Genomic DNA, 25454 nt, shown 5'->3' with positions numbered 1-25454 from the left:
GCCGATGTGCGCCCGGCACCTTCCCGCACCCGACGACGACCTGTTCCAGGAGGCCCCACACCTGTTCGCGCGCCCGTCCCCGGCGCAGGCACCGCCGGTGCAGCAGGCATCGCCGGTGCAGGCATCGCCCGCGGATCCCGCGCCGCTCCGGGCCGCCGCTCGACACACCGCCGATGCGGCGCTGGCCCGGCTGCGGTCGACGGCGGCGGCGCTGTCCGCGACGCTTCTCGACCTGGACGGGGCAGCCGAGCAGGTTCTCGGGGACGGCACCGGGCTGCGCGGGCGCACCGCGGAGCGCGCCGTACTGGCCCGGACCGGAATGAACTGGCTGTGGGAGCGCCATCGCGCGCTGAGCGCCCTGCTCACCCGGGCCGAGGAGGTGCGCGGGACGGCGCCGCGGCCCGGAGCGCGGCAGGCCGCCCGCCTCGACCGGCTGCTGAACAGCCCCTGGCCAGGCCTCGGCGCTCCCCCTCCGCCCGGCCTCGGCGCAGCCGCACCGCTCGGCGCGCCTGCCGATGTCGACGAGGTCGCCCGGGCGATCGGCGCGGAGCTCGCGGCGGTGACCCGCGCCCGGGCGGAGCACCACCACCTGCTGGGCGAGGCCGCCCGCGCGGTGTCCGAGGCGGTTGCCACCTGCGCCCGGCTCGGTGTCCCCGACCTGCCGGAACTGGCCGCCGCCCAGGCAGATCTGCGGGTCGCGTTCGCCGGCGTGACGGCCAACCCGCTGGAGATCACACCAGCGGACCTGCGACCGGCGCAGACGTCCGCCGCCCAGCTCGCGGAGCTGGTGGCCGCGCTGCGCGACACCTTCGACGCCCTCGAGGAACGACTCGCCGCCGCCGAGGACCTCCTCGGGCGTGTGGTGGCCACCGCCGCCGCGGGCGAGCACGCTGCCCGCGCCGTGGTGGAGCGGCTCACCGGCGACCGGTCCGGCCTGGTACGCCTGGATGACGGCTGGTTCGACGACCCGCGCCACGGCCTGCGCCCCTGGCTCGACCGGCTCCGGGCGGCCGGTGCCGCCGGCGAGTGGCGGCTGGTGGCCCATGGCCTGCGGGCCTGGACCCGGGTCGCGGAGGCGACCCTCGCCGCCGCGGACGAGACCGTCGCGACGAACCAGGCTCCGCTGCGGCGGCGGAGCGAGTTGCGCGGGCTGCTGGACGCGCTGCGCGCGAAGGCCGGCCAACGCGGCCAGATCGAGTCCGCGGAGCTCGGCGACCTGTACGACCGCGCCGCCACCGCACTGTCCACCGTCCCGGTGGACCTCGACGCGGCCGAAGCCCTCGTCACCGCGTTCAGCGCGGCGCTGGGCACGCTGCCCGCACCGCCACCCGAGGGTGCGGCGCCGGCAGGCGGGCCAGCACGGCGGGCATCCCCGAGCGACGTGCCATCGCTCGCCAACGACGTGCGCCCGCGGACGCTGACATGAGCGGGCCCGCCGGTGGCACCCGGCCCGATGCGCAGGACGGCGCCGCCGAGCCGCCGCCCGGCGACCCTGATCTCCCGCCGGACGCGGATTCCCACCAGGACACCGCCCACTGGGACACCGCCCACCGGGACGCCGATCAGCCTGTCGTCGCCGGCTGCCGGCGCTGCGCCGGTCCGGTGCTGCCGGGGGACCGTTACTGCGAGCGGTGCGGCATGCGGCTGGATGCGGCAGCCCGCTCGGGCACCCGTCCCCTCCGGGCCTCGGACGCCCGACAGCGCGATCTGGGGCTCGCCGCGGGCGCGACGGACCGCGGACTGGTACACCGCGCGAACGAGGACGGCATGGGCCTCGCCCTCCTCCCGGACGGGCAGGGAGCCGTCGGCGTGGTCTGCGACGGAGTGTCCTCCGCTCCCGGTTCGGGCCCGGCCGCGGCGGGTGCGGCGCGGGCCGCGACGGAACTGCTCACCCTGCGGGCGGAGCAGTGGCGGCCCGGGCCCGGCCTCGCGGAGGAGGTGACAACCGCGCTGCGGGACGCCGCCCGGGCGGCACAGGCCGCGGCCGTCGCCGGCGCGGCCGAGCTCGGCCTCACCCCGGCCTGCACGTTCGTCGCAGCTGTCACCGTCGGCGACACGCTGGTCGTCGGCTGGCTCGGGGACAGCCGCGCCTACCTGGTCGACGATGCGGGCACGCGGCGGCTGACCGAGGACGACACCCTCGCGGCCGAGGCCGTCCGGGCCGGGCAGCTGCCGCCGGAACTGGCGGAGCAGGGCCGCGCCGCGCACACCATCACCCGCTGGCTGGGCAGCGCGTGTCCCTCCCCCGTCCCGCGGACCAGGATCGTGCGGCTGCGACCGCCCGGCCGGGTCGTCCTGTGCAGTGACGGCCTGTGGAACTACGCCTCGGCCGCCGCGGCGCTGGCGGCACACATCGCGGAGCCCGGAGCCGGCGCGACGCCGATCGCCGTCGCCCGGCACCTGGTGGACGTGGCTCTGCGCGCCGGTGGGGCCGACAACGTGACCGTGATCGTCATCGACATTCCGGGGAGCGCCTGATGGTCGACTTCAGCCTCGAGGTGAGCCAGAACGAGTACCTGTCGGCGGGAGCCGGCGAGGTCCACGCCGTCATCACGGTCACCGCGCACGACGTCGGCACACCGGCCGGCGGCGGCGCCGGCACGGGCTATGCCGGCACGGGCGACGCGCCGGCCGCGGGCGGACGGGCGGCAGGCGGACGGGCGGCGGGCGGGCCGCGGGCAGCCGAGGTGATCCTGCTGGACTGCTCCGGCTCTATGGACTACCCGCGCACGAAGATCGTCGAGGCCCGGCGGGCCGCCCGGGCCGCGATCGAGACGCTGCCCGACGGGGTCGCCTTCGCGGTGGTGGCGGGCACCTCCTCCGCGACCATGGTCTACCCGGCCGGCCGGACCCTCGTCGAGGCATCCGCGCGGACCCGCCAGGAGGCGGCCGAGGCGGTCGCCCGCGTGCGTGCCCACGGCGGGACGGCCATCGGCGAATGGCTTCTCCTCGCCCGGGATCTGATGGCGACCCGCCCGGACCTCATCCACCACACGCTCCTGCTCACCGACGGGGAGAACCAGGAGACCGCGGAGGTCCTCGATGCCGCGCTGACCGCCTGCGAGGGCCACTTCCAGTGCGACTGCCGCGGGGTGGGCGCCGACTGGAAGGTCGCCCAGCTGCGTCTGGTCGCCTCCCGGCTGCTCGGCGAGGTCGCCCTGCTGCGTGAGCCCGGCGCGATGGCGGACGACTTCCGCTCGATCATCGCGCGGGCCCTCGCGCGCGGCGTCGACCGGGTGGGCCTGCGGCTGTGGGCGCCGCGCGGCGCGGCGGTCCGGTTCCTGCGGCAGGTCTCGCCGGAGATCGACGACCTCACCGGACGGGCGACGCAGGCCAGCCCACTGAGTCACGACTACCCGACCGGCGCCTGGGCCGCCGGGACCCGCGAGTACCACCTGTGCCTGGATGTCCCGCCTGCGCAGGTCGGGGAGGAACGCCTCGCCGCCCGGGTCGGCCTGCTGGTCGGGGACGAGGAGATCGCCCGCACCCGGGTGCGGGCGGTGTGGACGGACGACGTCGAGCTGTCCACCCGCATCGACGGGGTGGTCGCCCACTACACCGGCCAGGCGGAACTGGCCCGCGCGGTGCAGGACGGGCTCGCCGCCCGCCGGGCCGGCGACGAGCAGACCGCGGTGACCCTGCTCGGCCGGGCCGCCAGCCTCGCCGCGCACACGGCGAACGACGAGGCGCTGGCCCGGCTCTCGAGGATCGTGGACATCGACGACGCGGCCACCGGGTCGGTGCGGCTGCGCCGCCAGGTGGACGTCCTCGACGAGATGGACCTGGACGCCGGCTCCACGCTCACCACTCCTGCCCGGCGGTGAGTGTCTCGACGTGCGCCGGGTGCGGCTTCCCGCGCCCGGCGGGCGAGCCGGTCTGCCGGGCCTGCGGCTTCGACACACTCACCGGAACCGGGCCGCGCGCGGTCGGCGTGGTGCCGCTCCTCGGGCCCGGAGCGGGTGCCGCCGGTGCAGGGCCCGCCGCCGATGCAGGGCCCGCCGCGGGTGCACCGGGCCTGCGCTGGGCCGTCGAGCTGATGTCGGACCGGGCCTACTTCGACCGGGCCTGCTTCGACCGGGGGCAGGGCGGCGATCCGGCTGCGTTCCCCGCCGGCGCCACCGCCCGACTCGTCCAGCTGGCCGGCCCGCGCGCTGTCATCGGGCGCCGGAGCCGCTCCCGCGGCCAGGCCCCGGCACTCGACCTGTCACTCCCGCCGCGCGACCCCGGTGTCTCCCGCGCACACGCCCGGCTCGAACGCCACGCCGACGGGACCGTGACGGTGACCGATCTCGGCTCGGCGAACGGCACCTGGCTCGGCCCGGACGCCGATCGCCTCATCAGGCTGGATGCCGAGGCACCCGTCCCCCTCGCCGAGGCGGACCGGGTCTTCGTCGGTGCGTGGACCCGGCTGACCGTCCGGGAGCACTGATCCTCCCGGCCCGCTGACGCCCGGGCACGGCGGCTGTGTCCAGTACGTCCGCGACACCCCCCGAAGCCACTGTTTGTCGGGTCTCATACAGTCACGGAGCCCGGCGGATGCCGCGCGTCCGCCACGCACCTGGCGGACGCCCACGTCGAGGATGTGACAGCCGGTACCAGGGGTACCGACGTCCGCCACTGGCATCGCGCTCCGGACCAGCCAGTGCCACCCTGCGTGGCCGCGACGACGTTCGATGAGGAGCACAGGAAAGGATGATCGGCAATGACACCCACGTGCGGAACAACCGCACCCGGTGGAACGAGATCTCCGACGACTACCAGCGGTTCAACGCCCCGCAGATCCGCGAGCAGGCCTTCACCGGCGACATCACCTGGGGTGTGTGGGGCATCCCGGAGTCGCGCCTGAACATCCTCGGGCATGTCGTGGGACTGGACGTCCTGGAGATGGGGTGCGGCGGCAGCCAGTGGTCGACCGCCCTGGCCCGGCGCGGCGCGCGCCCGGTCGGGCTGGACCTCTCCGAGCGTCAGCTGCACCACAGCCGCACGCTGCAGCGCGAGACCGGGCTGGACTTCCCGCTGGTCCAGGCCAGCGCGGAGGACGTGCCGTTCGCGAACGGCACGTTCGACATCGTCTTCGCCGACCATGGCGCGTTCTCGTTCGCCGATCCGTACCGGGCGATCCCGGAGGCGGCGCGGATCCTGCGGCCCGGCGGCCTGCTGGCGTTCGGTCATGTCAGCCCGATCTACGAGATCAGCATTGCGGACGGCGCCGAGGCCGCCGGTGACCGGCTGGTCGGCGACTACTTCGGGCTGCGCCTGATCTCCGACACCGACGGCCTGGTCAGCGCGAACCTGCCGTACGGTGCGTGGATCCGGCTGTTCCGCGACAGCGGTCTGCTGGTCGAGGATCTGGTCGAGCCGCAGCCGGAGAGCGGGCCGGGCGGCTCACACCGCGACAGCGCCGAGGAGGCCTGGGCGCGGCGCTGGCCGTCCGAGTGCATCTGGAAGGTCCGCCGGGCCTGACACCTGGGGAGGACGACGCACACGATGAGGCCGACCCACGGCACGAGGCCGACCGAGACGAGGCCGGCCGGGCCAGGGCCGACCGGAACAGGGCCCACCGGAACAGGGCCCACCGGGCGGGCGGGCGCATGACCGCTCCCACTCCGACCAGGCCCGGCCCCGAGCTGCGGGTCCGGCTGCCGCAGGTGGCGCCGTCGGTGCGGGAGTTCCTCGCGACCGAGGCGGGCGGCGCGGTCCTGCTCGTCGTCGCGGCGGTGGTCGCGCTGGTCTGGGCGAACAGCCCGTTCTCCGACAGCTACCACGACCTGTGGGAGACCACCGCCACGCTCGGGGTGGGCGACGCGAGCCTGTCGATGACCGTGCACCACTGGGTCAACGACGGGGCGATGGCCATCTTCTTCGCCGTGGTCGGCCTGGAGATCAACCGCGAGTTCACCGCCGGTGAGCTGCGGGACCGGCGGACGGTGGCCGTCCCCGCGCTCGCCGCCGTCGGTGGCCTGGCCCTGCCGGCGCTGGTCTACCTGCTGTTCAACCCGTCCGGCCCGGCCGCGGCCGGCTGGGGCATCCCGATGTCGACCGACACGGCGTTCGTCGTCGGGATCCTCGCCCTGTTCGGCCCGCGCTGCCCGGACCGGCTGCGGCTGTTCCTGCTGACCCTGGCCATCGTGGACGACATCGGCGCCATCGCCGTGGTCGCGCTCTTCTACACCGACCATGTCGACGTCGTCTGGCTCGGCGTCGCCGCCGGGCTGCTGGGCGTGATCATGTTCATGCGCTGGATGGGCGTCTGGCGCCTGACGCCGTACGTCCTGGCCGCGGTCGTGCTCTGGGTGGCCGTCTACTCCTCGGGCGTGCACGGCACGCTGGCCGGCGTGATCATCGGGCTGATCCTGCCCTCGGCGCCACCCCGGCGCGAGCAGATCGACAACGTGCCGATCTACGTCCGGGCGCTGCGGGAGGACTCGACGGCCTCGCGGGCCGCCCTCGCCGTGTCGGCGGCCAAGGCCACGGTCTCCACCAGCGAGCGGCTGCAGTACAGCCTGCACCCGCTCAGCGCCTACGTGATCGTGCCGGTGTTCGGCCTGGCGAACGCCGGGGTGCACCTCGACAGCCACACGCTCTCGGACGCCGCGTCGTCGCCGGTGACGATCGGGGTGGCCCTGGCACTGCTGGTGGGCAACGCCGTCGGGATCACCGCGACGGCCATGATCGCCATTCGGACCGGGCTGGGCGTGCTGCCCGGCGGGGTCCGCTACGGCCACCTGGCGGGGGCCGCCGTGCTCGCCGGTATCGGCTTCACGATCTCGCTGTTCGTGACCGAGCTGGCGTTCACCGACGAGGTGCTCGCCGAACAGGCCAAGATCGGCATCCTGGTCGGTTCGTTCCTCGCCGCCGTTCTGGGCACGCTGCTGCTGCGCTATGTCGGGGAACGCTGGTCGCTGTGCTCGCCCGGCACCGACGAGGCCATCCCGTCGCTACCCCCGCGCCCATGGCATGCGCCTGCGCCGCCGGTCAGCCCCGTCCTCCGTTGACCGGGCCGCGCCCGCGCGGGCGACCGCGGCGCGCAGCGGGCCGAGTTCGAGACGGCCGCGGTAGCGCTCCCCGTCGATGAAGATCGTCGGGGTGCCCTGGACGCGCTGCTCGGCGCCGCCTGCGTAGTCGGCCTCCACCGCGTCGCCGTAGGGCTGGGCCGGGTCACCGACGACGAGGTCGGCGTCGATACCCAGGCCGCGGGCGAAGGCCACGAGGTACTTGTCGGCCAGCCGGTCCTGGTTCGCGAACAGCAGGTCGTGCATCTCCCAGAACCGCCCGTGCGCGCCTGCCACCTCCGCCGCGAGCGCGGCGGTCAGCGCGAACGGATGCAGGCTGAACACCGGAAAGTGCCGGAAGACGTGTCGGACCTGGCCGTCGGACGCATCCACCAGTTCATGCAGGATCCCGGCCGCCCGGGCGCAGTAGGGGCATTCGAAGTCGGCGTACTCGACGATGACCACGGCGCTCTCGGGGCCGCCACGGGCATGCCGCCACGGATCCGTCCCGACCCGCTTCGCCCGGGTACCGGGTGACCGGGTCTGACTTTTCCTCTCCGGCCGTTCCGATTTACCGATGATCAGGGCACCGGGCCCGCCGGAACTGCCGTCCTGGACACCGAGAGCACCATTGAGGCCGCTTTCGGAGGCCTTTTCCGCGCATTCTTCCAGCGATGGAACCGTGCATTCTTCCGACCCGTGGTGACGGGTGACGGCTTTCGTGATTCTCGCCCCGACCTCGCCCATACGACCCATTGTAACCAGCCGCGGTGGGACGGCGATGCGGCTAGGCTGGGGCCCGTGGCGGAACCGAGAACGTCGGACCTACCCGCCCGGAATGCCGGCGTCGCACTGGCCGTCAAAGCCACCGACGTACGCATACGGCGCGGGACGGTCTGGGCCGGCAGGGATGGCCGTGAAATCGTGCACGGCGTGTCCTTCGAGGTCCAGCCGGGCACCGTGACCGGCCTCATCGGGCCCAGCGGATGCGGAAAGACCACACTGATGCGGGCGATCGTGGGAATCCAGCGCGGAGTAAGCGGGGAACTCCTGGTTCTCGGCCGGGAGGCCTGCGAAATGAAGCTGCACCAGAAGGTCGGTTACGCCACCCAGGCGGCCTCCGTCTACGACGACCTGACCGTGGAGGAGAACCTGCGTTATTTCACCGCGCTCGCCGCCGAGGGAACACCCAGCCCGGCGAACATCATCCGCGGGGCGGAGCGGGCGGCGGCCGCGGTAAGCCTTTCGCCGGAGCTGCGGACCAAGGTCGGCCGGCTCTCCGGCGGGCAGCGCGGCCGCGTCTCCCTGGCGGCGGCGGTCATCGGCGGCCGGGAGCTGCTCGTGCTGGACGAGCCGACCGTCGGCCTGGACCCGGTCCTGCGCCGCGAGCTGTGGGACGGTTTCCACCAGATGGCCCGCCGGGGGCTGACCCTGCTGGTCAGCTCACACGTGATGGACGAGGCGTCCCGCTGCGACCGCCTGCTGCTCCTGCACGAGGGACGACTGATAGCGGACGAGACACCCGCGAACCTGCTCGCTCTCACCGGCGCCCGCGACCTCGACCGGGCCTTCCTGCGACTGGTCGACCCCCGTTCCACTCCGCGCCTCGTGCCCGTGCCGTCGGGCCCCGACGCCCACGGCGACCCCGACCCGTCGCCTGATCCGGCGTCCGACATGGATCCCCTGGACCCCGGCGACGACCCGGATGTCGGCTGCGACCCGGCTCCCGACCCGGGCCCGGGCTTCGAGCCCTACCCGCCGGACCCGGATCCGGGTTCCGGCGGCGCCCGGCCCGCCAGCACGGCACCGACCAGTAGCCTGGCACGGGCCGGCGGGGCGGCCCGTGCGGTCGGGTCCGCGGACCGGCTGTCAGCCCAGGATCCCGGCCGGCGTCGGCGCTTCCCGCTGAACCTGCCCCGGACGACGGCGACAGCGCTGCGGGTGATCCGTCAGATACGCCGCGACCCGCGCACGATCGCCCTCGTCCTCGCCCTGCCCCCGGCTCTGCTCGTGCTGCTGCAGGCGATCTTCACCAACAACCCGACAGCCTTCGACCGGGCCGGCGCGGGCCTGCTCGGGGTGTTTCCCCTTATGACGATGTTCTTTCTGACGTCGGTGGCGATGCTGCGCGAGCGGCGGTCCGGCACGCTGGAACGGCTGCTGACGACGCCGATCGGGCGGGGCGACCTGCTCACCGGCTACGGCGTAGCGTTCGGCCTGCTCGCCGTCGCCCAGGCCGCGATCACGACGACCACCGCCGTGGTGCTGCTGAACCTGCGCATCGCCGGGCCGTTGCCGATGCTCGGCCTGCTCGCCGTGCTCGCCGCGCTGTTCGGCACCGCTCTCGGCCTCCTCACCAGCGCCTTCGCGAACTCCGAGTTCCAGGCGGTGCAGTTCCTGCCGCCCGTGCTGCTGCCGCAGTTCCTGCTCGCGGGCATCCTCGTCCCACACAACCAGATGAACCCGGTGCTGGAGACCGTCAGCATGCTGCTGCCGATGACCTATGTCGTCGACGCGCTCAGCCGCATCAGCACCACTCCGGGTGTGTCGATGCTGGTCGTGCGGGACGCCCTCGTCGTCGCCGGATGCACGGTCATCGCGCTCGCCCTGGCCGCCGGGACACTGCGCCGCCAGGGCCCGTAGCACCGCCTGCCCGGGTGCACGGTCAGGCGGTGCGGTCGAGGCTGCCGGCGGCCAGCCGGGCGTAGTGCGCCGAACTGGACAGCAGCTCCTCGTGACGGCCGGCGGCGACCAGGATCCCGTCGTCGAGCACCAGGATCCGGTCGGACGCCCGCACCGTCGAGATGCGGTGCGCGATGACCAGCAGCGCCCGCCGGGCCGCGATGTCCGCCATCACCCGGGTCAGCGCCCGCTCGTTGACCGCGTCCATCTGGGACGTCGGCTCGTCGAGCAGTAGCAGGCCGGGCGCCGCGAGCAGGGCACGGGCCACCGCGACGCGCTGCCGCTCACCGCCCGAGAGCATGACTCCGTGATCGCCCACATCGGTGTCGAGCCCGGCGGGCAGCCGGCGCACGAGTCCGGCGAGCCGGGCGACGTCGACGACCGCGGAGATGTCCGCGTCGGTGGCGTCCGGGCAGGCGTAGACGATGTTGTCACGCAGGGTGCCGCAGAGCACCGGGGCGTCCTGTTCGACGAGGTTGACCTGCCGGCGGGTCCGGGCCCGCTCGACCTGGCCCAGCGGGACGCCACCGAGCAGGATCTCCCCGGCGTCCGGCTCGTAGAAGCGCTCGATGAGGCCGAGCACGGTCGACTTCCCCGCCCCCGACGGGCCGACCAGCGCGACCTGCCCGCGGGCTGGCACGACGAACGACACCCCGCGCAGCACGGGCCGCGGGCCGTAGGAGAACCACACGTCCCGGAACTCCAGCGCCGGGGCCTGCAATGCGTCCTGCACCCCGTTTCCGGGGACGGGGTCGGGGTCGGAGGCCACGGCCAGGTCCGAATCCCGCTCCGCCACGGGGACCAGGCCGGGGTTCGGGCCCGGGGCGGCCGGAACGGTACCGGCATCCGGGGCGGTACCGTCATCCTCTCTGGGCATCGTGAAGACGACGTTCACCCGGGTCAGGGCGCCCAGCCCGCGCTGGATCGTCTGCGCCGACTCGATGAGCTGCGACAGCGGCATCACCAGGTACGTCGCGTACAGCAGGAACGCGACCAGGTCACCCAGCGAGGTGGTCCCGCGGGCGACGAGGACACCGCCGGCGAGCAGCACCAGCAGCACCGAGCCCTGGACGGCGAGCTGCGAGGCGGGCGCGATCACCGCGCTCAGCCGGGCCATGCGCAGCCCGGCGCGGTAGGCCTCGTCCGCGTGCTCGCCGATGCGCCGGCACTCCCGCTCCTCGGCGTTGCTCGCCCGCACGGTGCGGATCGCGGTCAGCGCCCGTTCCAGATCGGCGGACATCCGCCCGACGCTCGCCTGCCCCTGCTCGGAGACGGAACGGACCCGGGTCAGCGCCGTCAGCACGACCGAACCGGCGAGGACCACCGCGATCACGACCAGGCCGAACAGCAGCGGATTCAGCCACACCATCAGCCCGATCGCGGCGAGGACACCGATGGTGCTGGTCACCACACTGGTGAGACTGTAGGCGACCGCGTCACGCACGACCATCGTGTCCGCGTTGGAGCGGGAGAGCAGATCACCGATCCGCGCCTCGTCGAACACCCGGATCCGCAGCCGCAGCAGGTGGCCGATCAGCCGGTGGCGCAGGCCGAGCAGGACCCGCTGCCCCGTCCGTTCCAGCAGGAAGTGGCCCCAGGTGTCGATGGCGGCTTCCAGCAGGAACACCGCGACGAGAACGACGATGAGGACACCGGGCACATGCCCGGAGCCGGCGCCGTCGATGACCCCGCGGACGAGCAGCGGTTGTGCCAGGCCGATGAGCGAGCCGACCGCCGTCAGCCCGGTCGCGAACGTGATCAGGCGGCCGTGCCCGCGCAGCAGCCGCCACAGGTCTCCGAGGCCAGGCCTGGGCCCGGCCGGGCGACCCGGCCCGGGCGGCCCCTCGAATCCAGGCGGCGGACCCCCGAAACCAGGCGGCGGCCCGCCGAATCCAGGCGGTGGACCCCCGGGGCCGGACGGCGGTCCACCGAAACCAGGCGGCGGGCCGCCAGGACCGGACGGGGGACCGCCACGGGCCGGCGGCGAACCCGCGTACCCGGCGGGGCCGGCGGCCGGCGTCACCGGAACCCCGCGGTGTCCTGCTGCTCCCCGTCCCGGTCCCGCTCCCCATCCCGCTGGCGCGGCCGGGAACGGACGGTGATCATCGGCTGGTAGGCATCCGGCGGGAACGACTCGCCGACCGCGAGCCCGTCGGCCTCGACCCAGGCATGCGCCGCGAACGAACCCGCGGTGCGGACTCCGGTCCGCCATGTCGGCCACCTCCCCGAGACCCGGCAGAGCAGTGCTGTCGCGACCGCGCGCGGCAGACAGCCCGACGGGTCGCGACAGGTGCGGCTCACCGCGGTCACCGCCTCCATCGCGGCGAGTGTCTGCTGGTAGCCGGCCGGTCGGGTACCGGCCGCCGCCGCGCCCAGCACCTGCCGCAGCCGTGCCGGGGGCAGCCTCACCAGCCCGCGGGCGACGACGGTGACGGGCAGCGCGACGGCCGCACGGGTCGCCCGCCGCCGGCCTGGCCGCGTCACCCGGGCCGGCCACGTCACCCGGGCCGGCCACGTCACCCGGGCCGGCCACGTCACCCGGGCTGGCCCCGTCACCCGGCCGGGCCTCGTCATCGGGCCAGCCCGGCGGTGCGCAGGCTTCCCAGCAGCAGCTCGACGTCGGCGCGGGCTGTCGCGTCGTCCACGTCGTAGGCCTCGGTCACGGCCTGGGCCGCCTGCTCAGCCGTGCCGCCCTGCGCGAGCACCCCGACCGCGAGGTCGGCACTGGGGTTGAGCGTGAAGTACCGGCCGGTCCGCTCGTCCAGCAGGACGGCACCGTACTCGGTCCGGGTGCGGACGACGTTCTCGCGCAACTGCGTCGACATGTCAGGACCCCTCCCCTCGTCCGGCGCCGGCGGATTGTCCGGCGCCGGCGGATCGTCCGACAGCGGTTCTGCCCGGGCGCGGGGCGGCGGACGCGACCGGCTCCCCGGCGAGCACCTGGGCGTGGATCCGCCGCAGCTCGACGCTCGGCTCGACCCCCAGTTCCCGGGACAGCAGGCGGTAGGCGGTGCGGTAGGCGGCGAGCGCGTCGGCACGGTGCCCGGAGCAGCTCGCGGCGACGAGGTACTGGCCCCACACCCGCTCGCGCAGCGGATACTCCAGCGTCAGCGCCCGCAGCATGGGCAGGACCCGGTCGTACTGGCCGCGGTCGAGCAGGGCGTCGGCGAGATCCTCGTGGACGACGGCGCGCAGCTCGCGCAGCCGGGCCGCCTCGGTATGGACGACCTCCTCGGAGAGCTCCTCGTACGGCTCACCGCGCCACACCGCCAGAGCTTCGCCGAGCAGGCCGATCGCGCGGCTGTCGTCGCCGCCCCACCGGGCGTCCTGCCCGCGGCGGGCGAGATCCTCGAACAGGCAGACATCGATCTCGGTCGCGGCGACGTCGAGTCGGTAGCCCCCCGCCCGGCCCTGGATCCGGCTGAGCCCGGCGGTCTCCCCCGCCGGCAGGACCTGGCGCAGGTCGGAGACGTACGTCTTGATGTTCCCGATGGCCGAGGGAGGTGGTTCGACGTCCCACAGCACCGCGCGGATCTGCTCGGTACTGGTCCACCGGCCGCGCGCCAGGAGCAGCAGGGAGAGCAGCCGCCGTTTCTTCGGCTGCGGGATCGGCACGGAGCTGCCGTCCGCCGCCTTCACCTCAAGCGGGCCCAGGATGCGGAAGGGCAGGTGCCGCCGCGGTTCCATGGCTCCGTATCTCCCCCGGCGGAGACGGCCCTGAACGGTGCCGACGCCGAGGGCACGCGACGATGTCGCCTCCGTTCCCCCCTGACCCGAATGTCCTGCGGGACAGGCAGGCCTCCAACGCCCCGGGAGTCAGCGGAGCGGGCGGCGGTTGTAGGCGGCGACCGTCGGGACGAGATCACCGACCGTGGCGAAGTTGACCGCGAGAAAGGTGGGCCGCAGCCTGCGGGCGGCGCACTGCTCGGCGTGTGCGGACAGCGAGGACGCGGTGTTCACCAGCGCCGCGTCCGCGCGGGTGGCGGCGTGGTCGGTGAGCCAGTGGTTGATCAGCAGCATGCCGGGCCGGGCCGCTCCTCGCCCCACCCGGCAGGTGAACCCGCCGGGGATCCGCACGTCGAACGGGGTGTCGGCGTTCGCTCGGAAGAAGTTGCGGTACCAGGTGCCGGGCACGTCGCCGTTCTCGGCGAACACCACCAGGCGCCGGCCACGGTCGATCATCTGGCCGAGGGTCGGCCACGGCTGCCCCGCGGCCGGGGGGCGGACCAGGTACCGGCCGAGCCCGGCCTTGCGGAACGCCGCCATGACCGGCTGGGGTGGCACCCCGTCCTGCAGGATCAGGGTGATGACCTCGGCCGGGTTGCGCGCCAACCAGCCGGCGACGCCGGTCAGCGCGTCGTCCAGCGCCGTCGCACCGAGCTGGCAGATGCCGTGGCAGAGCCAGAGCCCGGGCCGCTCGGAGCTGGCGCCGGTGGCGAAGGGGCCGAGGGCCGCGCGGGCCCGCGGCCGCAGACCGGCCAGGAACGACTCGACCTCGGCCGGTGTCGTCCAGTGGTGGACGTCGATCATCAGCGCCCGGATCCCGCTGTCGAGCTGGCCGACCAGGTCCGGGTCCTGCACGGCGCCGAGGAAACCCGCCCGTACCGACGCCATGCCGTTGTGGGTGGTCGGGTAGAGGACGTCCGGGTACGCCCGGGCGCACAGGTCGGTGCCGCCGTTGCAGAACGCGGTGCCGGTGCCGGCCCGGCCCGGCAGCACCGCCCACGACCCCGCGACGAACACCGCGGCGGTGGTGGCCACCGCCAACGCGCGACGGCCCCGTCCCCGCGCCCGGTAGAGGCGAGGCAGGGCGGCCGCGGCCGTGCCGAGCGTGATCCCGACGGCGAGCGGCACCATCGCCAGGTCGATCCAGGTCGACCGGACGTTGTCGAGGAGCACGCGGCCCACGTCGGTGGCCAGCTGCTGCCCGGCCGGCGGCAGTGGCGACGCCGGGCCGCGCAGCGCGGACAGCGGGTCCCCGGCGACGGCTGTCACGCCGAGGCTGACGGCGAGCGAGACCAGCCCGGCAGCGACGAGAGCGGCGGACGTCGTCCGCACCGCCCGGGCGACCCACTCCCGACCCGGCTCGGGTGGTGGTCTCGGCCGGAGCAGGGTGAGGGCGAGCGCGGCGGTGGGCACCGCGAAGCAGAGCACCGCCAGGACGAGCGTGCCCGTCCCGCCCACCGTGTGGACGGCACGCAGTGCGGTGCCGGCCGGGCCCCCGGGGTCGTCGGCCAGCGGACGCCCGAGGTCGAGCACGGTGCCGCCGGCCAGCCTGGCTCGCAGGTCGGCCACGGCCGAGACGTCCCCGGAGAAGATCATCGGCCCGACGACCGCCAGCGCCTCGCCCAGGTCCCCGGACCGCAGCGCGACCAGCACCTGCTCCCGCGCGGCCGACCGGCGCGGCTCCGACACCCGGCTCAGCAGCAGGTCGGCCAGCCAGGTCACCTGGTCGTCGGTGAGATCGATCTCCGGGACGGACGCCGGCGGCCGCCCCTGGCTCACCCGGTCGACACCGTCGAGGACGTCCCGCAGCGCCGCGGCGACGTCCTCGGTGCGGTACCGGGGCGCACCCGACACCTGCCCGGCCAGGTACACCGAGGCCAGCCGGCCGATGTTGTCGAGGATGGGGCTCAGGTCGAACGCCAGGACGAACTCCGCCCGGCTGCCGTCGAGGTAGGCGGCGACGTTGTCGGCGACGCCGTCGGTCATCCCGCGCAGCGCCGCGGGCGGGACGACGAGCTGCAGGTTGTCGACGACCAGGTCCGGGTCGACCGGCAGGTCGGCCAGCAGGTCCCCGGTGACGTCGGTCAGCACCGGGTCGGTCAGAACCTCGCCACTGACCCGTTCGTGCACCTGCGCCTCGTCCAGCGCGCCGCGGTAGAACGCCGCGTTCTGGGCGGTCTCGTGGACAGTCAGCAGTGCCATGCCGACCGGGGCGAGAACTGCCGCGGCCAGCACCGCCAGGCAGGCCCCGCGGACGGGTCTGGGCCGAACCGGCGCACCTGGGCTCCGGGCACCGAGGAGCCGGGCCATGGGACGCCAGATTACCGAGCAGCGTGCCCGTCGCAGCGACAAAAGCCGAGGTCATTCCACGTTTGGTGGTGTGACGGGCCGCTGGGTACCCGCAGACGGGGTAAGCCGTTACGGAACGGTCCGCGCACCAGGCCGCGGCCGCCGACCCACCTGAGGTGCCCGATGACCGCACATATCGGCACATCGCGACACACCGGCACGTCGCGACACACCGGCACGTCGAGACACACCGGCACACCGGGACACACCGACATCACCCATCACCGGCCGGTGCTCATCTGGTCACTGACCGCGGTCGTGATCGTCGGCCTGGTCCTCGCGCTGGTCGGGATGATCCTCAACGCCTGGTTGCTGCTCGGCCTGGCCGCGGCCACCGCGGCGCTGGCGACCTTCGCGCTGTGGCCGGCGGGCGTGATGTCCCACGTCACCACCGCGCGATCGCACACGCGGCCGGCCATCGGGCCGCCGACCGACCGCGGACCGTGACGAGGCCCCCGACGGGTCTGACGGGGAGGAACCAACATGGACACAACGGCAACAGACCGGCCACGCGGCCGCGACATGCTGCACGTCCCGCGCACGCGGGGCGCGCTGAGCGGGACGCTGATCGTGGCGGCGGGCATCTGGGGGGCGCTGATTCCCCTTGTGGGGCCGTACTTCGACTTCGGCTTCACCACCGAGGCCTGGAGCTGGACGGCGAACCAGTTCTGGCTCTCGCTCCTGCCGGGCATCGCGGCGGTCGTGGCCGGCCTCATCCTGCTCTACAGCGGCAACCGCGCGACGGCGGCGATCGGCGCGGCGATCGCGGTGGTGGCCGGTGTGTGGTTCATCGTCGGGCCGCCGCTGTCACAGATCTGGAACCCCGGGGCGTTCGGCACGCCGCTGGGCGGCAAGTTCCGCCAGGCCGTGATTCTGGTCAGCTTCTTCTACGGGCTGGGTGCGCTGATCCTCTTCCTCGGTTCCAGCGCGCTCGGCCGGCTCAGCGTGGTCGGGGTGCGGGACGTGGCCGCCGCGCGCAACCGCCGGCTCGGTAAGGCCGAGCCCACCGGACGGCACGCCCGCGGCCACCGCCGCCATGCCCACGCCGGTGAGGCCGCCGGAGCAGGTACCGCCGGAGCAGGTGCCGCCGCCGGAGCAGGTGCCCTGGCCGCCGACCACCCGCAGCGCGCCGAGTACCCGGAGCACGAGTACCCCGAGCACGAGTACCCCGGGCGCGGCGGGCGCGGCGGCGCCGAGCGCGAGCCGCTCGGGGCCGGACGGGATGTGTCCCGTCGCGAGCCCGTCGGCGGCGACCGGTACGACGAGGCGTCGGTCTACCCGGACGAGCCCTACCCGTACGAGCCGCGGCGGTCGCACAACGGGCACGACGAGCGGCGAGCCACCGCCGGCCGCGATCGCGGCGGCTACTCCGCCGGCACACGCGACCAGGCCGGCCGGCGTGACGCCGGCGGACGCGACATCGGCGGACGCGAGTCCGGCAGGTACGGCACCGGCGGCGATGCCGACAGCGAGTACGGCGATGCCGGCTACGGCGATGGCGGGTACGGCGGGTACGAGGTCGGCAAGCACCGGTCAGGGGAGCACCCGGCCGCCGGTTCCGAACACGGTCGTCCCGCGCCCGGTGCCACCGACGGGGGCCACACCGCGGAGCACCGGCCGGAGCCTCGGGGCGACGAGCCGATCGGGGCCGGTTCCGGCGCCCGTTCCCACCGCCACCACTGGTGGGAACGGCACTGATCCGGACGCACAGCGGCGGCCTGCCCCAGGTGGGCCGCCGCTCGTCCGTGCCCGGCACCGGTGGGCTGCCCTGGTGCCGGTGGGCTGCTCTGGTGCCGGTGGCTGCTCTGGTGCCAGGTGCCCCACGCCGGACGGCCCGGGCGGGTGCCGGCCTGGTAGGACAACGCCATGAGCGACGAGAGCACGCCCCCGGCCGGCACGGGCACGGGCACACCGGACGGGCCCGAACCCGATGAGCTGATCTACGTGGTCGAGGACGCGATCGCCACGATCACCCTCAACCGTCCGCAGGTCCGGAACGCCTTCACCCTGACCATGATCGACCGGTGGGCGGACTCGCTGCGGGCCGCCGAGGCCGACCCGCAGGTGCGGGTGGTGGTGGTCACCGGGGCCGGGGGGGCCTTCTGCTCCGGCATCGACCTGGCGGTGCTCAGCGGGATCGAGCCCACCCCGATCGCCCGGCGGCGAATGCTCACCGAGGGCGTCCACAAGGTGGCCCGGGCGGTGCTGGACCTCAGCAAACCGCTGATCGCGGCGGTCAGCGGCGTCGCGGTCGGCGCCGGGCTCGACATGGCGCTGATGTGCGACATGCGTTTCGCCGCCCGGTCCGCACGGCTCTCGGAGGGCTACATCCGGATCGGCCTGGTCCCCGGTGACGGTGGCACCTACCTGCTCCCACGCCTGGTCGGGCCGGCGAAGGCCCTGGAGCTGCTGCTCAGCGGCGACACGGTGGACGGCGTCGAGGCGGAGCGCATCGGCCTGGTCAACCGCGTCTACGACGACGAGGCGGCCCTGCTCGCCGAGACGTACGCCTTCGCCCGCCGCCTCGCCGGGATGTCACCCATCTCCAGCGCGATGATCAAAAAGGCCGTCTACCAGTCCCAGCATCTCGACCTGCGGACGAACCTGGACCTCATCGCCTCGCACATGGCGATCGTGCAGTCCACCGAGGACTACGCCGAGGCCCGCGCGGCCTTCGGCGAGCGGCGGGCTCCGACCTTCGTCAACCGCTGACCGGCTCCGCCGTCAACCGCTGACCGGCTCCGCGCCGGCGGGGCCCGGGCCGGGTGGACCCGGATCAGTGGCGCTCGGCCCGGCAGGCGGCGGATCCGGCCACCCGCCCGGGTGGGACGCCTGGTGCAGCTCGCGGGCGGCAAGCGCCCGACGCAGGTCGTCGGCGGCGTCGACCACCACCCGCGCGAGCACGGGTCCGACGTCCGAGCGGCCGAGCAGCTGGTCCACGGCCGCGACGGTGCCGGCCGCTACCGCGTAGCGGGGAAAGGCCGCCCCCGCCAGCTGGCGGACGGCGTGCGGAGAGCGGTCCGCCGCCAGCCGGGGCATGTCGGCGACGTACCGCTCGACGTAGGCGGCGGTGAGGTCGTCCTGGCCGGGCTGCCAGAAACCCAGCGCGGTGGCGGCGACCAGCCGCACGGAGCTCACCTGGTCCTCGGTGACGGTCTTCCAGGCGCGGGCCTTGGCTGCCGGGTGACCGACGGTGGCGCGGATCCGCGCCGCGTGCTCGGCGCCGCGGGTGCTCGGGTCGCAGGCGAGTTCGGCCCCGATCTCCGCCTCACCCGCGGCGTCCAGGACCACCAGGCGGCCGAGCAGGCGCCAGCGCAGATCCGGGTCGACGACCAGGCCGGCGGGCACGCTGCGGCCGTCCAGCCAGTCGCGCAGCAGCCGCACCTCCGGCTGCTGCGCGCACGAGATCAGCCCACGTGCCGCGGCCAGCAGTCGGCCCTGGCCCTGGCCCGGCCCGGGTCCGGGTCCGGCCACACTGTCGATCACCGAGCGGCAGGTGTCCACCAGGGCCTCCCGCGCGGCCCGGCGGTCCCGTGCCGGCAGGTAGCAGTCGACGACGGTGCCGGCCGTGAAGTGCAGGACGTCCTCCAGAACGGCGACGGAGCGCTCGGTGCGCAACGCCCGTACCGCGAGCGCGAGGTACTCCCCCGCCGGCCAGTCGGCGTCCCGGATCAGGTCGGCCGCGGCGGACCACACGACGGCCCGCGCGAGCGGATCCGCCAGGTCGGGGAGCACCTCGCCGAGGCGCTCCAGGTCACCGGGACCGAACCTGGTCTTCGCGTAGGTCAGGTCCCCGTCGTTGACGAGCAGCAGCCGCCCGGCCGCGGTGCCGACCAGCTCCGGAACCGCTGTCCGCCCGCCGGGAGCGGCCGGCTCCAGGTCGACCAGGACCCGGCGGCGCAGCGTCACCGCACCGCCGCCCGGCGCGGAGTCGTAGACGCCGAGCCCGACCCGGTGCGGCCGCGCGGCGGGCGCCTCGACCGGTTCGGCCCGCACGATCTCGACGGCCTCATAGGTGCCCCGGTCGTCGAGCCGCGCCTGCGGGCGCAGCGTGTCGAGCCGCGGGCGGCGCAGCCACGCCTCGGCCCATCCCGACAGGTCCTTCCCACTGGCCCGGGCCAGGGCCGCGAGCAGGTCGTCCAGGGTGGCGTTGCCGAAGGCGTGGGTGGCGAAGTAGGCCCGCAGGCCGGCGAGGAAGTCGTCGTCGCCCACCCATTCGACGAGCTGGCGCAGCGCGGAGGCGCCCTTCGCGTAGGAGATGCCGTCGAAGTTCAGCAGGGCCGCCGCGGAGTCCGGGACCTCCAGCGGCGCCACCGGGTGGGTGGACGGGCGCTGGTCGGCCGCGTAGCCCCAGTTCTTGCGGCCGACCGCGAAGCTCGTCCAGGCCTGGGTGAAACGGGTGGCCGCGGCCGTGACCCGGGTGCCCATGTACTCGGCGAAGGACTCGTTGAGCCACAGATCGTCCCACCAGCGCATGGTCACCAGGTCGCCGAACCACATGTGGGCCATCTCGTGCGCGATCACGACGGCCCGCCGCTCGCGCTCGGCCTCGGTCACCGCCGAGCGGAAGACCAGCTCGTCACGGAAGACGACCAGGCCGGGGTTCTCCATCGCGCCCATGTTGAACTCCGGCACGAACGCCTGGTCGTACTTCCCGAACGGGTACCGGATGCCGAACAGCGCGTGGTAGTGGTCCAGGCAGGCGGCGGTGAGCTCGAAGATCTCCGGTGCCTGGTCCTCCAGGTACGGGGCGAGGGAACGGCGGCAGAGCAGAGCCAGCGGCACGCCGTCGTGCTCGCGGCTCCACACCTGGTAGGGCCCCGCGACCAGGGAGACCACGTAGGTGGCGAGCGGGGCGGTCGGGGTGAACTCCCACCGCCCGGGCGCCACCCGGGTGCCCGCGCCGTTGGCCCGCACCTCCCAGGCCTCGGGGGCGCGGACCGTCAGGTGCAGCGGTGCCTTGAGGTCCGGCTGGTCGAAGCAGGCGAAGACCCGGGCGGCGTCGTCGAGGAACGACTGCGCGTAGAGGTAGACCTCGCCGTCCTCGGTGTCGGTGAAGCGGTGCAGCCCCTCGCCGGTGTTCGTGCACTCCATGACCGCCCGCACGAAGAGGGTGTTCTCGGCCTCGAGCCCGTGCAGCGGCAGCCGGCCACCCTGCCAGCGCGCCCGGTCGACGTCGACGCCCCGCCCGTTCAGCCGGGCGTCCTCCAGCGCGACCGCCCGGACGTCGACGAACGTGCCGGCGCCCGGGGTCCGGCAGGTGAACGACACGGTGGTGGTGGAGGCGAACCGTGGGCCGTCCGGCGTTCCGGTCAGATCCAGGTCAACCCGGTAGGAACGGACCTGGACGAGCGCGGCCCGCGCCACGGCCTCGGCCTGCGTCAGCGGCTGCATCAGCCGACGGTAGTGCGCGGCCGGGCTCACCTGGGCGGACAGGCCACGGCCGGCCACCGCCAGGCACCGCCGCCGGGCCTCCCCGTGGTCCCCGCCCGCCGCTGCCGGACCGGCGCAGAATGCGGTGGTGACAGGTGATGCGGGAGGAGCGGAGCGGTGATTGGCGGGGCGGTGGCGGGCGACGAGGAGACGGGCGGGACGGGCGGGACGGGCGGGACCGGCGGGACCGGCGGGACGGATACGGGCAGCACCGCCGGTCGGCGCGGGGACATCACCCTCGACGAACTCACCCGGCCCGGCGGTGACGTCCTGACCGACCGCAAGGGCCGGCTCGTCGTGCGTCATGGCGACATCGTCGTCAAGACCCACCTGGCCGAGGAGGAGCCGGGCCCACTGCTCGCCCGGCTGCGCCTCGCCGGGGACCGGCGGCTGGCCGCGCTGCTGTTGCCGCCGCTGCGCATCCGCGGCGGGCTGGGCGGCCTGCTCGCGACCGTCGACGGCCGCCTGGTCAGTGCCTGGCCGGCCGCGACGGCCCTGCGCCCGGATGAGGTGGAGCACCGGATCGAGGCCGCTCCCTGGCCAGCCGCCGCCGAGCTGCTCGCCCGGCTACACAGGACCGATCTCACGGCCCCGGGCGTCCCGCTCGGCGCCGCGGGCGTGCCGCCCGCCGCGGTGTGTGCCCGGCTGCACCGCTCCCTGGACCGCCTGGCAGGTGCGCTCGCCACCGTGCCGGCCGGGGACGGGATCCACCGTCTGGCCGTCGACGTCCAGCGCGCGTACGAGACGCTGCCGCCGTGGCTCGGGCAGTCACCGACCCGGCCTGGTGCCCGCCCCGCGCTGATCCACGGAGACTGGCACCTCGGCCAGGTCGTGCAGGTCGTGCAGGCCACACCGACGTCGCGGCCGGGAGACAGGCCCGGCGGCGCCGCCACGGACGCCACGGACGCGGGCTGGCGGATCATCGACGTCGACGATCTCGGGTGGGGCGACCCCGCGTGGGATCTCGCCCGCCCGGCGGCCTGGTTCGCCGCCGGGCTGTTGCCGCCCCAGGTGTGGGCCGGCTTCCTCGACGCCTACCTGGCCGCCGGCGGGATCGCCCTGGGCCCCGGCAGCGACCCGTGGGCCGCGCTGGACGGGCCGGCACGGGCGGTGACGGTGCAGTACGCGGCGGGCGCGCTCACCGACCTCGCGCAGTTCGGGACGCCGCTCGACGAGGGCGCCCGCGCTTTCCTGGACTGCGCCGGGCGGCTGGCCGCGGGAGCCTGACCCCGCCCTGATCGCCCGGTACGCTGCGACCGTGAGCTACCAGACGATGGTGTGCCCCAAATGCCACGGCGCGATGCGGACCTACAACCGCAACGGCGTCCAGATCGAGCAGTGTGACAACTGCCGTGGCATCTTCCTCGACTACGGCGAGCTGGAGGCGCTCACCCGCCTCGAGGGCCAGTGGGCCCAGGCCGCCCCTCCGCCGCCCCCGCCGCCGCCCGGCGGTCACTACAACCAGCCGGCCTGGGGTTCGCGTGGCCACGGTCCCAGCCATGGCCACGGTTACGGGCATGGGCACGGGCGCCTGACCCGCATGCTGTTCTCCTCCTGAACCCGGGCACCGGGCAGGTCGTCACCGTCGTCGGAATCGGCGACGACGGCTGGGGCGGGCTGCCCCAGACCTCGCGCGGAGAGCTCCTCCGCGCCGAGGTCGTCCTGGGCGCGCCACGGCAGCTGGGGCTGTTGCCGCCCGAGGTGGCGGCCCGCCGGGTGCGCTGGCCGTCCCCGCTGGCGCCGGCGGTGGCCGGGGTGGTCGAGGAGCATGCGGGTGCGCGGCTGTGCGCGCTGGCGAGCGGTGACCCGATGTTCTTCGGGCTCGGCACCACCCTTGTCCGGGTCCTGGGCGCGGAGCGGGTCCGGGTGCTGCCGCATCCGTCCTCGGTCTCGCTGGCCTGCGCGCGCCTCGGCTGGGCCCTGGACGCCACGGAGGTCGTCAGCCTGGTCGGCCGTCCCCTGGCCTCGGTGCACCCGGCGCTGACGGCGGGCCGTCGGCTGCTCGTCCTGAGCGCCGACCGCCACACGCCGGCCGCGCTGTGCCGTCTGGTCACCGACCGCGGCTTCGGTGACAGTGCGGTGACCCTGCTGGAGCACCTGGGTGGCCCTGCGGAGCGCCGGCGGGACACTCGCGCGGCCCTGCTGGCGAGCCCCGTTCCGGCCTCCGCCTCCCCCTCCGCCCGCGGCGATGACGATGACGGCGTCGCCGATCTGAACCTGGTCGCGCTGCACCTGAGCAGCGGGGCGGGCGCGCCGCATCTCCCCCGCGTTCCGGGGCTTCCGGACGACGCGTTCGAGCATGACGGGCAGCTGACCAAGCGGGAGGTCCGCGCGGTGACACTGGCGCTGCTGGCACCGGCTCCCGGCGAGCTGCTGTGGGACGTCGGCGCCGGCTGCGGCAGCGTCTCGATCGAGTGGATGCGCACCCACCCGGCCTGCCGGGCGGTCGCGGTGGAGCCGCGGGCCGACCGCGCCGCCCGGATCGCCCGCAACGCCGGGGCCCTCGGCGTGCCCGCGCTGCGGGTGGTCACGGCGGCGGCCCCGGCGGCCCTGGCCGACCTGGCCGGGGTGGCCGGTGAGCCGGACGCGGTGTTCGTCGGCGGCGGCCTGACCGCGCCCGGCACCGTCGAGCGCTGCTGGGAGGCGCTGCGGCCCGGCGGGCGGCTCGTCGCGAACGCCGTGACGATCGAGTCCGAGACCGCGCTGGCCCGGTGCCACGCGGAGTACGGCGGGGAGCTGATCCGCCTGGCGGTGACCCGTGCGGCGCCGATCGGCGGGTTCGCCGGCTGGCGGCCGATGATGCCCGTCACCCAGTGGGCGGCCACGCGACGCTGATGACACACGGCACCGACGATGTCGCTGGGAGGTCCGCGCACAGCGGCCGGGGAGCGACCACGGCGGGCAGGCCGGGCCACGCCGGGCGTACTACGGCAGGATGACCACGTGGTCATCCCGATTCACGACATCAATCCACTGCGACGCAGGCCGGTCGTCACCTGGCTGCTGATCGCGATCAATGTCGTGGTCTTCATCTTTCTCACCCCGATGGTCAGCTCGGTCGCCGGAGTGCAGACCTCGCAGCCTCAGAACGTCTGCGAACAGCAGCGCTTCTTCCAGGAATGGGGGGCGATCCCCAGGGAGCTGCTGTCCAACGAGCAGCTCCCGGTGGCGAACTCGGGCCGGCTGGCGCTGGACGCGCAGAACCGCGTGGGCTGCCTGTCGGAATCGCCACCGAGCTTTGACAAGTCGCCGGTCCTGTCGGCGATCACCTCGATGTTCCTGCACGGCAGCTGGCTGCACCTCATCGGCAACATGCTGTTCCTCGGAGTGTTCGGCAACAACATCGAGGACCGCATGGGACGGCTGCTCTACCTGCTGTTCTACCTGGTCTGCGGGGTGACGGCCGCCTACGGGTTCGCCCTGTTCGAAGGCAGCACGACCGACACCCTCATCGGGGCGTCCGGCGCGGTGGCCGGGGTTCTCGGCGCCTACCTGGTGCTGTTCCCGAAGGCACGGGTCATCGGGCTGGTCTCGGTGCTGTTCTTCCTCCCGTTCTGGCTGCCAGCGTGGATCGTGCTCGGTTTCTGGTTCGCGCTCCAGTACATGTACTTCACCGGCATCGGGGTGGCGGAGGGCGGGAGCGTCGCCTACGGCGCGCACGTGGTTGGTTTCGTGCTCGGCGCCGTGCTGGTCGCACCGTTCGTCCAGCGCCTGCGTGCGGCCGGGCCGGCGCCGCGCCGGTCCCCGCAGGCACGCTGGGTGCGAGAGCCACCGCGCATGGGCCTGCGGCAGCCGCCCCGCCACCGCGGCTGACCACCGGCGGGCGGCGCCGGTGACTGCCCGGATCGCACGGAACTGATCTGAATGCGGCGGGGCCGTCACGTCACGGCGGGGAGCGGCGGCGCATTGCCCGCACAACACCCGAACCCACGCCCGAACCCACCGAAGCACCCCTCCGAGAGGGTTATAATCTGCGTTCTGCACGCAGGGCTGCGCAGAGATCGCACCAGGTTGTGATCAGTGACGTTCCGTAGCCACGTTGTGGGGCGCCTCAAGGTGCCTTGCGCGGAGCGGAGCGAGTTGGATGCGATCCCGCCACGCTCGCCCGGGATGGGCCGCACAAATCAAGGCCACGCACACCCGGATCAAATTCCGAGGAAACGACGCAGAGCTTCACCGGAGAAACTCCGGCAGCCGAATTACCGAAAACGTGGCCAGCCGTAGTGACGGAAGTGGCCTTCCAGTCGGATGATGAAAGCGCGACCAAACAAA

The 25454-nt window shown here is 74.3% G+C and carries 21 protein-coding genes; 14 read left to right on the top strand and 7 right to left on the bottom strand.

Going from position 1 to position 25454, the window contains the following annotated elements; all coding sequences use genetic code 11:
• Positions 1-4: 4 nt before the first annotated feature.
• The 6 genes from B207_RS0106190 to nhaA all read left to right on the top strand — a co-directional run bounded on the left by B207_RS0106190 (position 5) and on the right by nhaA (position 6995).
• On the top strand, positions 5-1426 hold the full coding sequence (locus tag B207_RS0106190; protein WP_018635655.1) for a hypothetical protein: 1422 nt from the start codon (positions 5-7) through the stop codon (positions 1424-1426).
• Positions 1423-2478, top strand: coding sequence for a PP2C family protein-serine/threonine phosphatase (locus B207_RS32785; RefSeq protein ID WP_018635654.1), 1056 nt, complete (start codon positions 1423-1425; stop codon positions 2476-2478). Before B207_RS0106190 ends, B207_RS32785 begins: the two co-directional genes overlap by 4 nt.
• Entirely contained in the window at positions 2478-3824 is a 1347-nt protein-coding gene (locus tag B207_RS0106180; protein ID WP_018635653.1) for a VWA domain-containing protein, read from the top strand. The genes B207_RS32785 and B207_RS0106180 overlap by 1 nt, the downstream gene beginning before the upstream one ends.
• Entirely contained in the window at positions 3821-4429 is a 609-nt protein-coding gene (locus B207_RS0106175; protein ID WP_018635652.1) for an FHA domain-containing protein, read from the top strand. The genes B207_RS0106180 and B207_RS0106175 overlap by 4 nt, the downstream gene beginning before the upstream one ends.
• Positions 4430-4692: 263 nt before the next feature.
• On the top strand, positions 4693-5463 hold the full coding sequence (locus B207_RS0106170; RefSeq protein ID WP_018635651.1) for a class I SAM-dependent methyltransferase: 771 nt from the start codon (positions 4693-4695) through the stop codon (positions 5461-5463).
• Between the two features lie 128 nt (positions 5464-5591).
• The gene (gene nhaA / locus B207_RS0106165; RefSeq protein ID WP_026310738.1) at positions 5592-6995 is read left to right on the top strand and encodes a Na+/H+ antiporter NhaA; all 1404 of its coding nucleotides are present in this window, start codon (positions 5592-5594) and stop codon (positions 6993-6995) included.
• On the opposite strand, the gene B207_RS32780 is transcribed toward nhaA, so the two are convergent.
• A complete protein-coding gene (locus tag B207_RS32780) occupies positions 6939-7457 on the bottom strand; it encodes a DsbA family protein (RefSeq protein WP_018635649.1) in 519 nt (172 codons plus the stop codon). The genes nhaA and B207_RS32780 overlap by 57 nt on opposite strands.
• A 336-nt stretch (positions 7458-7793) precedes the next feature.
• Between B207_RS32780 and B207_RS0106155 the strand changes: the two genes are divergently transcribed.
• Positions 7794-9635, top strand: coding sequence for an ABC transporter ATP-binding protein/permease (locus B207_RS0106155; protein ID WP_018635648.1), 1842 nt, complete (start codon positions 7794-7796; stop codon positions 9633-9635).
• Positions 9636-9657: 22 nt separating this feature from the next.
• Here B207_RS0106155 and B207_RS0106150 read toward each other — a convergent pair whose 3' ends face one another.
• The 5 genes from B207_RS0106150 to B207_RS0106130 form a co-directional block, all read right to left on the bottom strand.
• Entirely contained in the window at positions 9658-11697 is a 2040-nt protein-coding gene (locus tag B207_RS0106150; RefSeq protein ID WP_018635647.1) for an ABC transporter ATP-binding protein, read from the bottom strand.
• Positions 11694-12158 (bottom strand): lasso peptide biosynthesis B2 protein, encoded by a 465-nt coding sequence (locus B207_RS0106145; protein ID WP_051102442.1) that lies wholly within the window; start codon positions 12156-12158, stop codon positions 11694-11696. Before B207_RS0106145 ends, B207_RS0106150 begins: the two co-directional genes overlap by 4 nt.
• Before the next feature lie 86 nt (positions 12159-12244).
• Positions 12245-12499 (bottom strand): lasso peptide biosynthesis PqqD family chaperone, encoded by a 255-nt coding sequence (locus tag B207_RS0106140; protein WP_018635645.1) that lies wholly within the window; start codon positions 12497-12499, stop codon positions 12245-12247.
• A gap of 1 nt (position 12500) precedes the next feature.
• Entirely contained in the window at positions 12501-13361 is an 861-nt protein-coding gene (locus B207_RS0106135; protein WP_018635644.1) for an AfsR/SARP family transcriptional regulator, read from the bottom strand.
• Positions 13362-13490: 129 nt separating this feature from the next.
• Entirely contained in the window at positions 13491-15710 is a 2220-nt protein-coding gene (locus tag B207_RS0106130) for a hypothetical protein (protein ID WP_230204869.1), read from the bottom strand.
• Between the two features lie 162 nt (positions 15711-15872).
• Here B207_RS0106130 and B207_RS32775 point away from each other — a divergent pair, with 162 nt between their 5' ends.
• The 3 genes from B207_RS32775 (at position 15873) to B207_RS0106115 (ending at position 18461) form a co-directional block, all read left to right on the top strand.
• Positions 15873-16196: a hypothetical protein gene (locus tag B207_RS32775; protein WP_018635642.1), complete on the top strand. Its 324-nt coding sequence runs from the start codon at positions 15873-15875 to the stop codon at positions 16194-16196.
• Between the two features lie 36 nt (positions 16197-16232).
• Positions 16233-17447, top strand: coding sequence for an MFS transporter (locus B207_RS41105; RefSeq protein WP_026310736.1), 1215 nt, complete (start codon positions 16233-16235; stop codon positions 17445-17447).
• Positions 17448-17615: 168 nt separating this feature from the next.
• Positions 17616-18461, top strand: a complete 846-nt coding sequence (locus tag B207_RS0106115; protein ID WP_018635640.1) for an enoyl-CoA hydratase/isomerase family protein — start codon at positions 17616-17618, stop codon at positions 18459-18461.
• A gap of 12 nt (positions 18462-18473) precedes the next feature.
• Here B207_RS0106115 and pepN read toward each other — a convergent pair whose 3' ends face one another.
• Positions 18474-21143 carry an aminopeptidase N gene (gene pepN / locus B207_RS0106110; protein WP_051102439.1) on the bottom strand — a complete coding sequence of 890 codons (2670 nt, stop codon included), beginning with the start codon at positions 21141-21143 and terminating at the stop codon, positions 18474-18476.
• 156 nt (positions 21144-21299) lie between these two features.
• Here pepN and B207_RS0106105 point away from each other — a divergent pair, with 156 nt between their 5' ends.
• The 4 genes from B207_RS0106105 (at position 21300) to B207_RS0106090 (ending at position 24995) form a co-directional block, all read left to right on the top strand.
• The gene (locus tag B207_RS0106105) at positions 21300-22409 is read left to right on the top strand and encodes a phosphotransferase family protein (RefSeq protein ID WP_230204868.1); all 1110 of its coding nucleotides are present in this window, start codon (positions 21300-21302) and stop codon (positions 22407-22409) included.
• A gap of 46 nt (positions 22410-22455) precedes the next feature.
• Positions 22456-22740 (top strand): TFIIB-type zinc ribbon-containing protein, encoded by a 285-nt coding sequence (locus B207_RS0106100; protein WP_026310734.1) that lies wholly within the window; start codon positions 22456-22458, stop codon positions 22738-22740.
• Positions 22737-24017: a bifunctional cobalt-precorrin-7 (C(5))-methyltransferase/cobalt-precorrin-6B (C(15))-methyltransferase gene (locus B207_RS0106095; RefSeq protein ID WP_026310733.1), complete on the top strand. Its 1281-nt coding sequence runs from the start codon at positions 22737-22739 to the stop codon at positions 24015-24017. The genes B207_RS0106100 and B207_RS0106095 overlap by 4 nt, the downstream gene beginning before the upstream one ends.
• Positions 24018-24125: 108 nt before the next feature.
• On the top strand, positions 24126-24995 hold the full coding sequence (locus tag B207_RS0106090; RefSeq protein WP_018635635.1) for a rhomboid family intramembrane serine protease: 870 nt from the start codon (positions 24126-24128) through the stop codon (positions 24993-24995).
• Positions 24996-25454: the final 459 nt, after the last annotated feature.

The sequence above is a fragment of the Parafrankia elaeagni genome (assembly GCF_000374165.1).
GTDB lineage: Bacteria > Actinomycetota > Actinomycetes > Frankiales > Frankiaceae > Parafrankia > Parafrankia elaeagni.
The sequence above is the reverse complement of the archived record's forward strand: the minus strand, read 5'-3'. Positions and strand labels throughout refer to the sequence as shown.

Coding starts and splice junctions, on each gene's coding strand:
- B207_RS0106190 (WP_018635655.1), top strand. CDS start 5: ATGTGCGCCCGGCACCTTCCCGCACCCGACGACGACCTGTTCCAGGAG.
- B207_RS32785 (WP_018635654.1), top strand. CDS start 1,423: ATGAGCGGGCCCGCCGGTGGCACCCGGCCCGATGCGCAGGACGGCGCC.
- B207_RS0106180 (WP_018635653.1), top strand. CDS start 2,478: ATGGTCGACTTCAGCCTCGAGGTGAGCCAGAACGAGTACCTGTCGGCG.
- B207_RS0106170 (WP_018635651.1), top strand. CDS start 4,693: ATGATCGGCAATGACACCCACGTGCGGAACAACCGCACCCGGTGGAAC.
- nhaA (WP_026310738.1), top strand. CDS start 5,592: ATGACCGCTCCCACTCCGACCAGGCCCGGCCCCGAGCTGCGGGTCCGG.
- B207_RS0106140 (WP_018635645.1), bottom strand. CDS start 12,499: ATGTCGACGCAGTTGCGCGAGAACGTCGTCCGCACCCGGACCGAGTAC.
- B207_RS0106135 (WP_018635644.1), bottom strand. CDS start 13,361: ATGGAACCGCGGCGGCACCTGCCCTTCCGCATCCTGGGCCCGCTTGAG.
- B207_RS0106130 (WP_230204869.1), bottom strand. CDS start 15,710: ATGGCCCGGCTCCTCGGTGCCCGGAGCCCAGGTGCGCCGGTTCGGCCC.
- B207_RS32775 (WP_018635642.1), top strand. CDS start 15,873: ATGACCGCACATATCGGCACATCGCGACACACCGGCACGTCGCGACAC.
- B207_RS41105 (WP_026310736.1), top strand. CDS start 16,233: ATGGACACAACGGCAACAGACCGGCCACGCGGCCGCGACATGCTGCAC.
- B207_RS0106115 (WP_018635640.1), top strand. CDS start 17,616: ATGAGCGACGAGAGCACGCCCCCGGCCGGCACGGGCACGGGCACACCG.
- pepN (WP_051102439.1), bottom strand. CDS start 21,143: ATGCAGCCGCTGACGCAGGCCGAGGCCGTGGCGCGGGCCGCGCTCGTC.
- B207_RS0106100 (WP_026310734.1), top strand. CDS start 22,456: ATGGTGTGCCCCAAATGCCACGGCGCGATGCGGACCTACAACCGCAAC.